The organism is Corynebacterium sp. UBA2622 (assembly GCF_002339505.1).
In the GTDB taxonomy this organism is placed as follows: domain Bacteria; phylum Actinomycetota; class Actinomycetes; order Mycobacteriales; family Mycobacteriaceae; genus Corynebacterium.
Genome location: NZ_DDJO01000009.1, coordinates 106,344 through 121,964, shown reverse-complemented (window position 1 = coordinate 121,964; position 15,621 = coordinate 106,344). Strand labels below are relative to the sequence as shown.

Annotated in this window: 14 protein-coding genes; 5 read left to right on the top strand and 9 right to left on the bottom strand. The window is 68.4% G+C overall.

Annotated features, from left to right (window positions below; translation table 11 throughout):
* The first annotated feature begins 58 nt into the window (after nucleotides 1-58).
* From B3611_RS03185 to secG, 3 genes are read left to right on the top strand one after another with little or no spacing between them, the layout of a single operon-like run.
* Nucleotides 59-1,276, top strand: coding sequence for a phosphoglycerate kinase (locus tag B3611_RS03185; protein WP_291313622.1), 1,218 nt, complete (start codon nucleotides 59-61; stop codon nucleotides 1,274-1,276).
* A gap of 20 nt (nucleotides 1,277-1,296) precedes the next feature.
* Nucleotides 1,297-2,079, top strand: a complete 783-nt coding sequence (gene tpiA / locus B3611_RS03180; RefSeq protein ID WP_291313621.1) for a triose-phosphate isomerase — start codon at nucleotides 1,297-1,299, stop codon at nucleotides 2,077-2,079.
* 54 nt (nucleotides 2,080-2,133) lie between these two features.
* Entirely contained in the window at nucleotides 2,134-2,370 is a 237-nt protein-coding gene (gene secG, locus B3611_RS03175) for a preprotein translocase subunit SecG (protein ID WP_291313620.1), read from the top strand.
* A 58-nt stretch (nucleotides 2,371-2,428) separates the two neighbouring features.
* Here secG and pgl read toward each other — a convergent pair whose 3' ends face one another.
* Genes pgl through tkt form a run of 5 tightly spaced genes read right to left on the bottom strand, consistent with a single transcriptional unit; the run spans nucleotide 2,429 to nucleotide 8,910 of the window.
* On the bottom strand, nucleotides 2,429-3,154 hold the full coding sequence (gene pgl, locus B3611_RS03170; RefSeq protein ID WP_291313619.1) for a 6-phosphogluconolactonase: 726 nt from the start codon (nucleotides 3,152-3,154) through the stop codon (nucleotides 2,429-2,431).
* A 20-nt stretch (nucleotides 3,155-3,174) separates the two neighbouring features.
* Complete coding sequence (locus tag B3611_RS03165) at nucleotides 3,175-4,107, bottom strand: glucose-6-phosphate dehydrogenase assembly protein OpcA (RefSeq protein ID WP_291313618.1); 933 nt, start codon at nucleotides 4,105-4,107, stop codon at nucleotides 3,175-3,177.
* Nucleotides 4,108-4,124: 17 nt separating this feature from the next.
* The gene (gene zwf / locus B3611_RS03160) at nucleotides 4,125-5,690 is read right to left on the bottom strand and encodes a glucose-6-phosphate dehydrogenase (protein ID WP_291313617.1); all 1,566 of its coding nucleotides are present in this window, start codon (nucleotides 5,688-5,690) and stop codon (nucleotides 4,125-4,127) included.
* 40 nt (nucleotides 5,691-5,730) lie between these two features.
* Nucleotides 5,731-6,816 (bottom strand): transaldolase, encoded by a 1,086-nt coding sequence (gene tal, locus B3611_RS03155; RefSeq protein ID WP_291313616.1) that lies wholly within the window; start codon nucleotides 6,814-6,816, stop codon nucleotides 5,731-5,733.
* A gap of 15 nt (nucleotides 6,817-6,831) precedes the next feature.
* Nucleotides 6,832-8,910, bottom strand: coding sequence for a transketolase (gene tkt / locus B3611_RS03150; RefSeq protein WP_291313805.1), 2,079 nt, complete (start codon nucleotides 8,908-8,910; stop codon nucleotides 6,832-6,834).
* 358 nt (nucleotides 8,911-9,268) lie between these two features.
* On the opposite strand from tkt, the gene B3611_RS03145 reads away from it, so the two are divergent.
* Nucleotides 9,269-10,180, top strand: a complete 912-nt coding sequence (locus B3611_RS03145) for a heme o synthase (RefSeq protein WP_291313615.1) — start codon at nucleotides 9,269-9,271, stop codon at nucleotides 10,178-10,180.
* A 62-nt stretch (nucleotides 10,181-10,242) separates the two neighbouring features.
* Here B3611_RS03145 and B3611_RS03140 read toward each other — a convergent pair whose 3' ends face one another.
* From B3611_RS03140 to mptB, 4 genes are all read right to left on the bottom strand, one after another.
* Nucleotides 10,243-11,145: a COX15/CtaA family protein gene (locus B3611_RS03140; protein WP_291313614.1), complete on the bottom strand. Its 903-nt coding sequence runs from the start codon at nucleotides 11,143-11,145 to the stop codon at nucleotides 10,243-10,245.
* 189 nt (nucleotides 11,146-11,334) lie between these two features.
* Nucleotides 11,335-12,096, bottom strand: coding sequence for an ABC transporter permease (locus B3611_RS03135; protein WP_291313613.1), 762 nt, complete (start codon nucleotides 12,094-12,096; stop codon nucleotides 11,335-11,337).
* A 4-nt stretch (nucleotides 12,097-12,100) separates the two neighbouring features.
* A complete protein-coding gene (locus B3611_RS03130; protein WP_291313612.1) occupies nucleotides 12,101-13,060 on the bottom strand; it encodes an ABC transporter ATP-binding protein in 960 nt (319 codons plus the stop codon).
* A 54-nt stretch (nucleotides 13,061-13,114) separates the two neighbouring features.
* On the bottom strand, nucleotides 13,115-14,698 hold the full coding sequence (gene mptB / locus B3611_RS03125; RefSeq protein WP_291313804.1) for a polyprenol phosphomannose-dependent alpha 1,6 mannosyltransferase MptB: 1,584 nt from the start codon (nucleotides 14,696-14,698) through the stop codon (nucleotides 13,115-13,117).
* 190 nt (nucleotides 14,699-14,888) lie between these two features.
* Between mptB and B3611_RS03120 the strand changes: the two genes are divergently transcribed.
* Nucleotides 14,889-15,614 carry a helix-turn-helix transcriptional regulator gene (locus tag B3611_RS03120; RefSeq protein ID WP_291313611.1) on the top strand — a complete coding sequence of 242 codons (726 nt, stop codon included), beginning with the start codon at nucleotides 14,889-14,891 and terminating at the stop codon, nucleotides 15,612-15,614.
* Nucleotides 15,615-15,621: the final 7 nt, after the last annotated feature.

Sequence of the window (15,621 nt, the reverse complement as noted above, 5' to 3'; positions counted from 1 at the left end):
GCTGCGGCCCCGCCCTTTTTCGGCTCCACCCATTCCACCCGACAACAAGGAGATCTAGATGGCTCTGAAGACCCTGCAGCAGCTTCTCGACGACGGCGTCGACGGCCGCCACATCCTGGTGCGCTCCGACTTCAACGTCCCGTTGGACGATGAGGGCAACATCACCGACCCCGGGCGCATCGACGCCTCACTGCCGACCCTCAAGGCGCTTCTCGAGGGCGGAGCGAAGGTCATCGTCATGGCCCACCTCGGCCGCCCGAAGGGTGAGGTGAAGCCGGAATTTTCCCTCAAGCCCGTGGCCGAGGCGCTGTCCGAGAGGCTCGGACAGTTCGTCGCCCTCGCCGGTGACGTCAGCGGCGAGGATGCCCACGAGCGCGCGAACGGGCTCAACGAGGGAGAAATCCTCCTGCTCGAGAACGTCCGTTTCGACGCCCGCGAGACCTCCAAGGACGAGGCGGAGCGCGCCGCCTTCGCCCGGGAGCTCGCCGACCTCGCGGCCGATAACGGGGCGTTCGTCTCCGACGGCTTCGGTGTCGTGCACCGCAAGCAGGCCTCCGTCTTCGATGTCGCCAAGGATCTCCCCGCCTACGCGGGCTACCTCGTGGAGAAGGAGGTTGAGGCGCTGCGCAGCGTGAAGGACAACCCCTCCCACCCGTACGTGGTCGTTCTCGGCGGCTCCAAGGTCTCCGACAAGCTGGGTGTGATCGAGGCGCTCGCCGAGAAGGCGGACAGGGTCATCATCGGCGGCGGCATGTGCTACACCTTCCTCGCCGCGCAGGGCCACAACGTGCAGAAGTCCCTCCTGCAGGAGGACATGGTGGAGACCTGCCGCGAGCTGCTCGAACGCTACGGTGACAAGCTCCTCCTCCCGGTCGACCTCGCGGTCGCGCCCGAGTTCGACAAGAACGCGGAGAAGAAGATCGTCGGCCTGGATGACATTCCGGAGGGGTGGATGTCCCTCGACATCGGCCCGGAGACGGCGAAGAACTACGCGGAGGCCATCAAGGACTCCAAGACGGTGTTCTGGAACGGCCCGATGGGCGTCTTCGAGTTCCCGAACTTCGCGGACGGCACCAAGGCCGTCGCCCAGGCGATGATCGCGGCAACGGCGGACAACGGTTCCTTCACCGTTGTCGGCGGCGGTGACTCCGCCGCGTCCGTGCGCACCCTGGGGCTCGACGAGAACGGGTTCTCCCACATCTCCACCGGCGGCGGAGCCTCCCTCGAGCTCATCGAGGGCAAGGGACTGCCGGGCGTGACCGTCGTCAGCGAGTAGAGCAAGCAAAGGAGTCCACCATGGCACGCACACCCCTCATCGCGGGCAACTGGAAGATGAACCACGACCACCTCGAGGCCATCTCCAGTGCCCAGCGCTTCGCGTTCGCCTTTCCCAAGGAGGGCTACGAGTACGTCGACGTCGCCCTGATCGTCCCCTTCACGGATCTGCGCTCCGTGCAGACCCTGGTCGAGGGTGACAAGCTCGCCATCACCTACGGTGCGCAGGATGTTTCGGCGCACGACAACGGCGCCTACACCGGGGAGATCTCCGCCTCCATGCTGGAAAAGCTCGGCTGCTCCTGGGTGGTTGTCGGCCACTCGGAGCGCCGCGAGTACCACGGCGAGGACAACGGTCTCGTTGCCGCCAAGGCCAAGAAGGCACTGGAGCACGGGATGAGCCCCATCGTCTGCGTCGGCGAGCCCCTTGAGGTCCGCGAGGAGGGCCGCCACGTCGACTACGTCGTCGCGCAGACGCGGGAGTCCCTCGCCGGCCTGGGCGCCGCCGAGCTGTCCCGCATCGTCATCGCCTACGAACCCGTGTGGGCGATTGGCACCGGCAAGGTCGCGTCGGCCGCGGACGCGCAGGAAGTGTGCCGCGCCATCCGTGGTGTGCTCGCCGAGCTTTCCGACGCCGAGACGGCCGCCGGCACCCGGATCCTTTACGGGGGTTCCGTGAAGACGGAGACCGTAGGCGAGATCATTGCGGAGGCGGATGTCGACGGCGGCCTGGTGGGCGGCGCCTCCCTCGACGGGCAGGACTTCGCCCGACTCGCGGCGGCGGCGGCCAACTCCGTGAAATAGATGGTGTACGCTGAGTCAGGTTAAGCTTCCGAAGAAAGTGGAGGAACATCCCACATGGTTCTGGCCCTTCAGATCATCCTGGTGATCGCATCGGTCCTGATGTCGGTCTTCGTCCTGCTGCACAAGGGCAAGGGCGGTGGCCTTTCCAGTCTCTTCGGTGGTGGCGTTCAGTCCAACCTTTCCGGTTCGACGATCGTCGAGAAGAACCTGGACCGATACACCATCATCATCGGCGTCATCTGGATCACGTGCATCATCGGGCTGAACCTGGCCCAGTCCTTCTCGGTCTAGGCACCGCCCCAAAGGCCCCCGCCCGGTTTCGGGCGGGGGCCTTTGGCCGCGGCGAGGGTTAACGCAGCTCGCCCGCGGCATCATCCGTGATGAACAGGACGGTCTCGCGTCGCCCGCGCGCTGCGGCGGCGGGCCACTGCGCCGGGTCCCCACCCCGGGCGATCTGTCCGGCCGCCCGCGCTTTTTCCTCTCCCGAAACAAGGAACCACACCCGCTCGGACCTCTCCAGTGCGGGGAGGGTCAACGTCACCCGTTCCGCGGGCGGCTTCGGGGAGTCGCTGACAGAGACCACCAGGCGCTCGCGCTCCGCCAGGGCCGGGGAGTGGGGGAAGAGGGAGTTGATGTGGCCCTCCTCGCCCACGCCCAGCAAATGCAGGTCGAAGCCCCGCGGGGCGAGGCGCCCCAGCGTGTCGCCGTAGCGCTCCACCGCGGCCTCCATCTCCCCACCGGTGAGCGCATACCCGTGGACGTGGTCGACGGGAATCGGAATGTGGGAGAGAAGTGCCGCGCGGGCCTGCCCCTCGTTCGAATCCGAGTCGCTCACGGGCACGTTGCGCTCATCGCCGAAGAAAACGTGCACGCGCGACCAGTCGATGCTGCGTTCCCTTAACGCGCGGAGCAGTTCCACGCCGGCGGTTCCGCCCGTGACCACCACGCGCGCGTCGCCGTCGCCGTTGACACCGCCCGCGGGGTTGGAATGGATGGTGGCCAAAAGCTCGGTGAGGCGGGTGGCGGCGTCGTCGACAAGCGATGCGCGGTCGGGATGGGTGGAAACGTCGACCATGGCGGGCGCGTCCTTTCAGGTCAGGGGGTGATCACGTGCTCCAGGCCCGCGAGCGCGCGGGCGTAGGCGGTGTCGGGGTCGAGGTGGCGCAGCTCCTCAGCGAGGCATTCGGCGTCAGTGCGCGCGGTCATGGCGACGTGGGAGTCGGGCAGGCCGGGCGAGGACACGCGGACGGTGCGCTCGTCAATGACGGAGACGGTCACGGCACCGTCGTCGCGCTCGATGACGAGCTCGGTAATGGGCACATTACGCACGATGGGACAGCGCCCGGTGGTGAAGCGGCGCTCGACATCGACGCGGAGACAGCTCGCCAGCCAGCCGGCTGCGAGGTCGACGCTCGGGTCGTCGGCGGGCCCGATAATGCGCACCGAGCGGATCGCCGCCCCCGGGTTGTGGTCGAGGGCGGCGGCGACGTTGCCCCGCCACATGGTGATGCGCGACCACATCATGTCCGAATCCCCGGCCGCGTAGCCCCCGTTCAACCGCAGGAGGGCGGAGCCGGGGTCCTCGCGGGAGGCATCGGTGATGCGGCGCTGGGCGATGACGCCGAGCGGGGAGTCCGCCGGCGTGGTCGGAGCGGCGGTGGGCCACCAGGCGACAATGGGCGTGTCGGGCAGGAGGAGGGGGGTGACGACGGAGGCGGGGTGTCCAACGAGCTCCCCGGCGAGGTGCATCACGACCATCTCGGAGGCGCCCGCCTCGGCGGTGAGAACCACCTCGGCGTCGATGGACGTCGCCGCGGCAGGGTCGCCGCAGACGAGGACGAGGACGCGCGCGGGGTGTTCCCGGGTGGCCTCCCGCACCGTGAGGAGGACCGAGTCGAGGTCGTCGCTCGCCCGCGCCACAACCAGCAGCGTCAGCACCCGCCCCGTGGCCAGGGAGAACAGCTCCTGGCCGTGCAGGAGCGACTCCGCGATCTCCCTCGTGGAGGTGTTGTTCAAGGTGATCTTCATGCTCGGCTCCGTCCCTTCTACGGCCTGCGCCAGACGCGCCCGGTGGCCCCGAGCATCCGGTCGGCGGATTCGGGCCCCCAGGTGCCCGCCGGGTAGTCCTCCGGCCTCCCGTGCGCGGCCCAATGCTCCAGGACGGGGTCGAGGATCTCCCAGCTGCGCTCCACCTCCTCGTTGGTGGGGAAGAGACTCGACTCGTCCAGAAGCGCGTCGAGGATGAGACGCTCGTAGGCCTCCGGGGACTGCTCGGTGAAAGCCTCGGAATAGGAGAAGTTCATGTTCACGTCGCGCACCTCCATTGTCGACCCGGGGACCTTCGACCCGAAACGCATGAGCACTCCCTCGTCGGGCTGGATGCGCAGCACCACGGCGTTGTTGGTCAGCGACTCGGTCTGCCCGGGCTGGAACGGCTGGTAGGGCGGTCGCTTGAGCACGAGCGCAATCTCCGTGACGCGTCGGCCGAGGCGCTTGCCGGTGCGCAGGTAGAAGGGCACCCCCGCCCAGCGCCGGGAGTTGATCTGCAGGGTGCAGGCGGCGAAGGTCTCGGTGGTCGAGGCCGGGTCGAAACCCTCCTCCTCCCGCAGCCCGGGGACCTTTTCCGAACCCTGCCACCCGGCCGCGTACTGCCCCCGCGCGGTCGTCTCGTCGAAGGGCTCGACGGGGAACGTTGCGCGCAGAACCTTGAGCTTCTCGGCCTTCAACTGGCGCGGGGAGAAGGACGCGGGCTCCTCCATCGCCACCAGCGCCATGAGCTGGATGAGGTGGTTCTGGATCACGTCTCGTGCGGCGCCGATCCCGTCGTAGTAGCCGGCGCGCCCGCCCAGGCCGATGTCCTCGGCCATGGTGATCTGCACGTGGTCGATGTAGTGGTTGTTCCAGATCGGCTCGAAAAGCTGGTTGGCGAAGCGCAGCGCCAGAATGTTCTGCACGGTCTCCTTGCCCAGGTAGTGGTCGATGCGGAACACCGCGTGCTCGGGGAAGACCTGGTTGACCACCTCGTTAAGCTCGCGCGCGGACTCGGCGTCGTGCCCGAACGGTTTCTCGATCACCACGCGCCGCCACTGGTTTTCACCGGCTTCCGCCATCCCCGAACGGTCCAGCTGGTGGATCACGGCGGAGAAGAAGTCCGGGGGCACGGAGAGATAGTAGGCCCAGTTTCCGGCGGTTCCGCGGGTGCGGTCCATCTCCCCCAGGAGCCCCGCCAGGTTGTCGAAGGCGCCGTCGTCGCCGAAAGCACCCTGCACGAAGTGCATGCCCTCCGAGAGGCGCTCCCAGACGTTGTCGTTGAAGCGCGTGCGCGAGCGCTTTTCGACGGCCCCCCGCACGTAGTCCCGGAAGTCCCGGTCGGTCCACTCCCGCCGGCCGAACCCGACGAGCGTGAACCCGGCGGGCAGCAGGCCGCGGTTGGCCAGGTCGTACAGGGCCGGCAGGAGCTTCTTCCGGGCGAGGTCGCCCGTCACGCCAAAGATCACCAACCCGGAGGGGCCGGCGATGCGCGGCAGGCGGGTGTCATCGGACGGGCGCAGCGGATTGGCCGGCTGCGGCCCCGTGCCCGGGGCCGGGTTCGTGCGGTCGAACTGTGCCATCGGCGTGCCTCTCGAACTCGGTGGGTGGGGCCGAAGCGGGTCAGCCCAGGTTCTCCAGCATGGAGTCCAGCAGCTCCTGCCAGGCGTCGACGAACTTGTCCACGCCCTCGCGCTCGAGTACGCGAACCACATCGTCCATGTCGATGCCGACGCTTTCGAGCTGATCGAAGACCTCCTGCGCCTCACCCGCGAACCCGGAGAGGGTGTCACCGTGAAGACCGCCAAGCTCGAGGACAGCGTCGATCGTCGCCTCAGGCATGGTGTTGACGGTGTGCGGCCCCGCAAGCTCGGTGACGTACATGGTCGCCGGGTACTCGGGGTTCTTCACGCCCGTGGAGGCCCACAGGGGGCGCTGCTTGTGGGCACCCGCCGGCAGGTCGGGGGAGGTGAGGAACTCGTCCACGAAGAGCTGGTACGCCAGACGGGCGTTGGCGATCCCCGCCTTTCCGCGCAGCGCCAGCGCCTCGTCCGTGCCGATCGTCTCGAGGCGCTTGTCCACCTCGGTGTCCATGCGGGAGACGAAGAAGGAGGCGACGGAGTGGGTCGCGGAAACGTCCCGCCCGGCGGCCTTGGCCTGGCGGATGCCCTCCTTGTATGCCTCGATGACCTGCCTGTAGCGGTCCACCGAGAAGATGAGGGTGACGTTGACGGAGATGCCCTCCGCCAGGGCGGCCGTGATGGCCGGCAGCGATTCGTCGGTCGCGGGGATCTTGATCATCACGTTCTCGCGGTCGACGAGGCGCCACAGCTCCTTCGCCTGCGCGACGGTGCGCTCCTCGTCGGCGGCGTAGCGGGGATCCACCTCGATGGAGACCCGGCCATCGCGTCCGTCGGTGCGGGCGAAGACGTCGGCGAAGAGGTCGCAGGCGTCCTGGACGTCCTTGACGCTCATGGCGTAGACGGCCTCGTCGACCTTCGAGCCCGCAGCCTTGAGCTCGTCAAGCTGGATGTCGTAGGCGTTGCCGCCGGACATCGCCTTGGCAAAGATGGCCGGGTTGGTGGTCACGCCCACGATGGACTTGGAGGCGCGGATCTCGTCGAGGTTGCCGCTGGTGATGCGGTCACGGGAGAGGTCATCCAGCCAGGTGGAGGTGCCGATTTCATAGAGTTCGTCGATGTAGGTCATCGTTTCTGGCCTTTCCTAGGAATTGCGGGCGGACTCGAGGGATTCCCGGGCTGCGGCGGCGACGTTGTCGGCCGTGAAGCCGAACCGCTCGAACAGCTCGCTGCCGGGGGCGGAGGCGCCGAAGTGCTCCAGGGAGACGTTGCGGCCGTGGTCGCCGGTGAAGCGGTGCCACGGCATGGCCACGCCGGCCTCGACAGAGACGCGGGCCTTCACCTCGCGCGGGAGGACGGACTCGATGTAGTCGTCCTCCTGCTCGAGGAACCACTCAATGGAGGGGAAGGAGACGACGCGGGCGGCGGTGCCCTCCTCCTCCAGCATGCGGGCGGCCTCGACCGCGTACTGCACCTCGGAGCCGGTGGCCATGAGGATCACGTCGGGGATCGGCCGGGAGCCCTCGACCAGCACGTAGGCGCCGCGGGCGACACCCTCGAAGGCCTTTTCGCGGGTGCCCTCGAGCACCGGGAGGTTCTGGCGGGACAGCGCGAGGATCTTGGGCTGCTCGCGGCCCTCGAGGGCGGCCTTCCACGCTGCCGAGGTCTCGTTGGCGTCCGCCGGGCGGATCACGGCGAGGTCGGGGATCGCGCGCAGCGCCGTGAGGGTTTCAACGGGCTGGTGGGTCGGGCCGTCCTCTCCGAGACCGATGGAGTCGTGGGTGAACACGTAGTAGCCGTCGATACCGGACAGGGCCGCGACGCGGATGGCGGGGTAGAGGTACTCCGAGAAAATGAGGAAGGTGCCGCCGTAGACGCGGGTGCCGCCGTGGAGGGCGATTCCGTTCATGATCGAGCCCATGGCGTGCTCACGGATGCCGAAGTGCAGGTTGCGCCCGTAGGGCTCGGCCGTGAACATGCCGGTGGTGATGGCCTCGGGGCCGAAGGAGGCGGCACCCTTGATCAGGGTGTTGTTTGAGCCGGCCAGATCGGCGGAGCCGCCCCACAGCTCGGGCAGGGCCGCGGCGGCGGTCTGGATGGCTGCTTCCGAGGCCTTGCGGGTGGCCACGCCCTTCGCGTCCGGCTCCCAGGTGGGGAACCCGGCGTCCCAGCCCTCGGGGAGCTCGCGCGCGGTGAGGCGCTCGAGGAGAGCCTTGTTCTCCGGGTTCCTCTCTGCCCAGGCGCTGAACTTCTCCTCCCACGCCGCGCGCTTGGCGGCGGAGCGCTCGACGAGCTTGCGGGTGTGGGTGATCACCTCGTCCTCGACGGGGAAGGCGACCTCGGGATCGAAACCGAGCTCGCGCTTGACGGCCTTGACCTCCTCGGCACCCAGCGCGGAGCCGTGGACGGAACCGGTGTTCTGCAGGTTCGGTGCGGGGTACCCGATGACGGTCTTCACGCGGATGATCGACGGGCGGCCGGTCTCCGCCTTCGCCTTGGCGACGGCCTCCTCAATCGCCACCACATCCTCCCCGGACTCGACGGTGAGGGTCTGCCAGCCGTAGGCCTCGTAGCGCTTCAGCACGTCCTCGGTGAAGGCGATCCGGGTGTCGTCCTCGATCGAGATGCGGTTGTCGTCCCAGAACAGGATGAGGTTGCCCAGTTGCTGGGTGCCGGCGAGGGAGGAAGCCTCGGAGGTCACGCCCTCCTGGAGGCACCCGTCGCCCGCGATGACGTAGATGAAGTGGTCGAAGGGGGACTCGCCCTCCGGCGCCTCCGGGTCGAACAGGCCGCGCTCGCGGCGCGCGGCCATCGCCATGCCCACGGCGGAGGCGAGGCCCTGACCGAGTGGGCCGGTGGTGATCTCGACGTGTGCGGTGTGGTTGTACTCCGGGTGGCCCGGGGTCTTGGAGCCCCAGGTGCGCAGCGTCTTCAGGTCCTCAATCTCCAGGCCGAGGCCACCCAGGTAAAGCTGGATGTACTGGGTCAGGGAGGAGTGGCCGTTGGAGAGAACGAAGCGGTCGCGGCCGACCCAGTGGGGATCGCGCGGGTCGATGTTCATCACTCGCTGGTAGAGGGTGTAGGCGAGCGGTGCGAGGGACATCGCGGTGCCGGGGTGGCCGGAGCCGCACTTCTCCACGGCATCGGCGGCCAGGACGCGCACGGTGTCCACAGCACGGGTGTCGGTGTCGGTCCAATCATCCGGGTAGTTCCGGACGGTCATGGCTTCGAGTTCGGGGGACAGAGTCAAGATTTCCTCACTTTTGTTCGCACCTGCTTGGTGGCTCTACGGCCCAGGCGCATCGGCGCATGTACGCACCCAGCCTAACCCTTCACCGGGTGCCGTGCCCCCAGGGCCGGCCGGAACGCCCGGCACCGGTTGTGGACGCGTCCCCGGCAGGGCGTGTTCAATTCGTTGAACGACCCTTCCGCGCACTACCATCAACCAAAGGGTTGAGCACCCGCGGAACTTTGTGCGCCTGCCGTCCGACTACTTACGGAGCAGGCGACCGCGCGCCAGCCGGAAAATGACGCCGCGCCACGGGCGCGATCGCTACCGTTACGTGTAGAGGAGTACTTTTTTGGAGACCATCAAGGCCTATTTCGCGTTAACCAAGCCGAGGGTCATTGAACTCCTTCTCGTCGCGGCGATCCCGGCCATGCTGCAGGCGGACCGCGGCAGTGTCAACGTGTGGCTGATCCTGGCGACGCTCCTCGGCGGCTGGATGGGAGCCGGGGCGGCGAACACCTTCAACATGGTCGCGGACTACGACATCGACCAGAAAATGGGCCGCACCCGCGCCCGCCCGCTGGTCCGCGCGAAGGTGACCAAGCAGAGCGCCACCGTGTTCGCCTGGACGCTCCTGGTGGTCAGCATCCTCTGGCTGGGCCTGCTGTGCCACTCGTGGCTCGCGGCGTTCTTCATCGCTCTGACCAACTGGTTCTACATCTTCGTCTACACCAAGTGGCTGAAGCGCCGTACCTGGCAGAACGTCATCTGGGGCGGTGCAGCAGGCTGCATGCCCGTGCTCGTCGGCTGGGCCGTCATCCGCGACAACGTCCATGACGGCACACCCGACCGCTGGTGGCAGGCCGTCGTCCTGTTCCTCATCATCTTCTTCTGGACGCCCCCGCACACGTGGGCTCTGGCGATGAAGTACCGCGACGACTACGCCAAGGCGGAGGTTCCCATGCTTCCCGTGGTGGCCTCGGCGGAGCACACGACGCGCCAGATCCTCATCTACTCCTGGGTCACCGTGGCCACCTCACTGGCGCTCATCCCCGCGGCCTCGTGGATCTACCTCGGGGTCGCCCTGGCCTCCGGCGCCGCGTTCCTGGTCATGGCGACGCGCCTGCACAACGACGTCAAGCGCGGCGTCAAGGTCAAGCCACTGAAACTTTTCATCCTGTCGAACAACTACCTGGCCGTGCTCTTCCTCGCCCTGTCCGTGGACGCGGTTCTGGGGCTGCAGACCATCGCGGACATGATGTAGGCCCGCGCCCCGATGAGGGGACACGGGCCGGGTGGGGGCGTCGCCAAGCGTGGCGCCCTTTTCTACGCCTCCTTCGCCTTGTCGGGCACCAGAAGCGGCAGCCTGCGCACGCCGTGGGCGAAGAGGAAGGAGCTGAAGGTGACCACCACCGAGGACATCGCAATGTGCATCGGAACCGTCCAACGTGGCACGCCAAGACGGAACTGGGTGACTCCGATGGCCCACTGGACCACGATCATGGCTACGAGGACAAGCGCGGTGCGGTAGGCATCCTTCGGCGCGTTGCTGCGGCGCAAAATGTAGACGGTGACGAGGGTGGAGATCAGATAGACGTACATGCACACGGCGTGCGTGTAGGCGAGAAGCCTGGTGTCCATGTTGAGGCGGCCTTCCATTCCGACTCCCGAGTCGCCGGGGTGGGGGCCCGAGCCCGTGACCATGGTGCCGGTGACCAAAACGACGCACAGCGCCAGGGCCGCCACGACGGTGAGCGCGCGGGCGCCGGGGGCGTAGCGCCGCTGCGGGGCTGCCCCGTCGTTTTCCGCGACGCGCATGTAGAGCAGGGCGGCGATCCACACGAGGATCATCGAGGGCAGGAAGTGCAGGGCGACGACCCACCAGCGCAGGTCGACGAGCACGGAAATGCCGCCGATGACGGCCTGGAGCACGATGCCCAGGACGGAGGCGACGGCGAGGGCCTTGACCTCTGTGCGGCGCCCGGCGCGGAACACCGCCACCAGAAGCGCCACCGCGACGGCGGTGAGGACGAAGGTGAGCATGCGGTTGCCGAACTCAACCGCCTGGTGCACCCACGGAGCGGCCCCGGCGACGGGGACCAGCGAACCCGGGTGGCACAGCGGCCACGTGTCGCAGCCCAGCCCGGATCCGGTGACGCGCACAAGGGACCCGGTCACGGTTATTCCGCCCTGCCCGATGAGCAGAAGGAGCGCGAGAAGGCGTTGCATGCCGATGCTCGGGTGGGCCCAGGCACCGCCTTTCGCGCGATCTTCGCGGGGTGAATGTGTCGGCGAGTTTGTCGTGGTGCTCACTGCGGTACCGGTGCCTTCCAATCCAACTTAAGTTCGAGGTCAAGCTTAACGGACGGCACCGCGAACGTCGTCATCGAATCGGCGCCGTACGCCGTCGGGTTCCCGTCAGTCGTCGAAGCGGAACCAGCGCGTCGCCGCGACCATCGCGGCCGCGGCCCACGCGACGAGGGAACCCCACGCCGCCGGGTTGAAGGCCAGGTGCAGGGCCTGGGTCAGCGCGCCCGCCAGAGCCACGGTGGGCACGGCGTTCCACCAGCCGGCGTCGGCGATGCCACCGGAGTAGGCGACCCAGCCGACCACACCCATGAGGACGAGCCAGATGAGGTTGGCCAGCGCGAGCACGAGCTCGGAGCTGAGGGTGCCGCCCATGAGCAGGCCGAGGGCGGTGAAGGCGGCCACACCGAGAAGCAGCGCGACCAGGCCCGCGAGGGCGCCGGCGATGCCGACGTGCCAGCCGAGGAAGAGCGCGATCGCGCCCAGCACCGCGATCTGGACCACCACGGTGGCCAGGACGCCGAGGATCTTGCCGGCGATGATGGTCCACGCGGGTACACCCGAGGCACCGGCGCGCTTCAGCGCCCCGTAGCGGCGGTCGAAGGCCAGTGAGATCGCCTGGCCCGTGAAGCCCGCGCTGCTCGCGGCGACGGCGAAAACCATCGGCACGATGTGGTCCAGGCTCCCCCGTGAGCCGAAGATGGGCAGCTTCGCCGCGGCAATGAGCAGGGCGGCGGGCACAACTACGTTGATGAGCAGCTGCTCGCCGTGCCGGAGCATGAGCTTCGCCTCAATCTTCCCCTGGGCGAGGGCCATGCGGGCGAGGGGGGCGCGGCGCGGGCGCGGGGTGAAGGTGCCGGTAGAGACATCCATGGTGTTAGCTCCTTAGTTCGCGTCCGGTGATGTCCAGGAAGACATCCTCGAGGTTGCGGTGGGACACGCCGAGTTCGCGGATCTGCACGTTCTGCGCGGCTGCCTCGTCGGCAATCTCGGCGATGACCTCCGGGGTAGCGGAACCACCCACCTGGTAGTGGAGCGGGCGGGAGGCCTCGGCGGTGACCCCGTGGCTGCGTAGTGCCGCGTTGAGGCGCGCCAGATCGAGCGCCTCAGCGGTCTCGACGGAAACGAGCGGGGAGCGCTCGTGGCTGGTCAACTCGGCCGGGGTGCCCTGGGCCACGACCCTGCCCTGGTCCACGATGACGACCTTGTCCGCCAGAGCCTCAGCCTCGTCCATCAGGTGGGTCGTCAACAGCACCGTCACGCCGTCGCGGCGCATCGCGGAGATGATGTCCCACACCGCGAGGCGGGACTGCGCGTCCATCCCGGCGGTGGGCTCGTCCAGGAAGATCAGCTCCGGCCGGCCGATCATGGCGAGGGCCAGGGACAGGCGCTGCTTCTGGCCGCCGGAGAGACGTCGATACGTGGTTTTTTCCACGCCCCCCAGCCCAAGGAGCTCGATGAGCCAGTCGATGTCCATCGGGTCCTCGTTGTAGGACGCGGTGAGCTCGAGCATCTCCCGGACCTTGATGCCGGAGTAGGAACCCCCGCCCTGGAGCATGATGCCGATGCGCTCACGCACCTGCTCGGGGCGCGAGACGGGGTCGAGGCCGAGCACCGAGATGGAACCGGACGTGGGGGAGAGAAACCCCTCGCACATCTCCACCGTGGTGGTCTTGCCTGCGCCGTTCGGCCCGAGGAGGGCCAGTACCTCGCCGCGGCGGGCGGTGAAGGACATGCCGTCAACGGCCGTTTTCGGCCCGAACTTCTTGGTGACGTTATCCACCACCAGCGCGTCGGACGAAGTGGGTGGCGTCTCTCCGCCAAAAGTTGTACTCATGGCGTGTCAGTCTAGACCCTTCCGGGCGCTCTACAGGTGCAACGCCCCGCCGCTTCAGTTCAGGCTCCGCCGGCCGCGGCGGATGTACCACACCCACGACAGGGCCGCGAGCACGGCGAAGCAGAGGGCCGTGGAGGCGTAGATGGTGAACACGGTGCCGGGTGGCAGCGCGAGGCCGCGGGGGAGTACGAGGAAGCTGAACGTCGCGCAGTAGGCCGCGACGGCGGCGCGGAAGGCGAAGCGGTTCGCCCACGCGGCGAGGGGGAGGATCGCCCACAGCGGGTACCAGGGGTGGACCACGGGGAACAGGACGACGAGCACCAGCGTGGCGACGCCCAACCCTCCCACCGGGTGAATCGTCCCGCGGTAGGTGGCCCAGAGCATGCGGGCCATGAACGCGGCGGCGACGAGGAGCCCCGTGCCGCGCGTGAAGGTCATCATCGCGTCAGTGTGGTCCCCCAACCCGAGGAGCATGCCCGCGAACCCCGCGGCCACACCGAGATCTGTGGTGGCCGACAGCCAGCTGCGGATGGTCGCGGCCCCGCCCTGCCCGGTGACCCAGCCGAATCCGATTCCGGTGAGCAGGGAGGCGAGGGCGACGGTGGCCACGAGAAGCAGGGACTGCACCGCCGCGGCAGCGGGCAGCGCCCACACCCCGAACCGGCGCCTCAGCGCGCGGGCGAGCACAGCGCCCGTGAATCCGAGGGCGATGAAACCCGTGACCTTGACCATTCCCCCGCACGAGATGAGCGCGCCGGACGCGGTGATCAGGAGGGTGGCGCGGCGGCGGTCGGCGCGGAGCGCGTCGATACCGCGCAGCCCCAGCTCCAGCCCGACGAGGACGAACCCGAGGAGCAGGGCCTCGTTGTGGATGCCCCCGATGAGGTGGAGCAGGGTGAGCGGGTTGAGAAATCCCAGCCACACCGCGGCCGCCGTGGCCACACCGCAGCGCCGCGAAAGGGCGATGACGGCCCACATTGCCGCCGCTATGCCGAGCAGTGAGACCGCGCGGTGCGCCAGCACGCCGAGGATTATCGAGTCGCCGGTGATCCGGGAAATCACCGCGGCGACGCCCAGGGCCACCGGACCGTAGGGGCTCGGAGAGTGGGCCCAGATGAACGGTACGGAACGGGCCAGGTGGTTTTCCGTGCCGAGGATCTCGACCGGGCCCGCGGCGTAGGGGTCCAGGCCCTGGCGCACGATCGAGCCCTGGGCCAGGTAGGAGTAGATGTCCTGGGTGAAAAGGGGGGCTGTGAACAGCAGCGGGATCACCCACGCCACGAACGTGCGCAGCAGGACACCGGTGCGCACGCGCGCCGGTGCGCGGCCCGCCCCGACAAACGGGCCCATGAGCAGCCAGGCGGTGACCAGCAGGCCGATGCCAAGCAGCACGATCGCGGAGGAGGCCTGAAGCATCCTGCCCATGAACGCCCCGCCGGGCAACTGCCCGTACGGGTTTCCCACGACGGGCAGCGCGCCACCGCCGAGCCCGCCCAGCCCCATCAGCAGGGTGCCCACCACACCCAGCCAGCGGAGCAGCGAGAAACGGTTGAGTTCGCTTATCGACGCCCGGGCGCGCGTCACCCCTCCCCGCGGCCGTTCGTGCAGCTCGGCGGATCGCGACCCGGGCCGACCCATGCGGGGGAGCACCCCGGCGACGGCGGGGGCGGCGGGAAGGCGGGGGGGTCTCACGGCAGCACAGTGTATCGGAGGGGGTGCCCCGGGAGGGTGGAATGAATAACGGCACACTAGTGTTGTAAAAAGATGGCGGTGGAAGTGTGCGGAAGAACACACCCCACCGTGGCGGGAGTCGGAGAGAGGTGAGGATATGACGCAACGGCAGGAGCAGGTCAGCCAGCCGCGCGCTGTCGGTGGCGACACCCGGCGTGAGGTCATGTCGCTGCTGCTCAAGCTCGGCCCCGTCACGGCGTCCGAGATCGGGGAGTCCCTCGGGCTCTCCGCCGCGGGCGTTAGGCGCCATCTGGACAAACTGGTTGACGAGGGCTTCGCCGAGACTTGCGGCCGCCACGCCGTCGCCGGTGAGGGCGCGGGCCGTGGACGCCCCGCGAAGCATTACCGCCTCACGGACACCGGCCGGGAGCAGTTCGGCAGCAGCTACGACTCACTTGCAGCCGATGCGCTCGGTGTGATCCGGGAGATCGGCGGCGACGAGGCTGTGCGGGCCCTTGCCCGGGAGAGGATCCGCAAGATCCTCGCCGGTGTGGAGGGTGTCGCCGACCCCGCCGGCGAGGAAGTCGAAGAGGTGGCCCGGGAACTCGCCGGGGCCCTGGACGACAACGGGTACGCTGCGACAGTGACGCGGGCCGGATCCGGAATCCAGATCTGCCAGCACCACTGCCCGGTCGCCTCCGTCGCCGCCGAGCACCCCGAGATCTGCGAGGCGGAGCACGAAGCCATTTCGGCACTTGTCGGGAGGCACGTTCAGCCGCTGGCGCTCATCGCCGACGGCAACGGCATCTGCACGACCAACATTCCCCTGGCTGCGGTTACGCCGGCCAGGTCTTTACCTGAAAGGAGCGGAGAACGTGACTGAAACACCT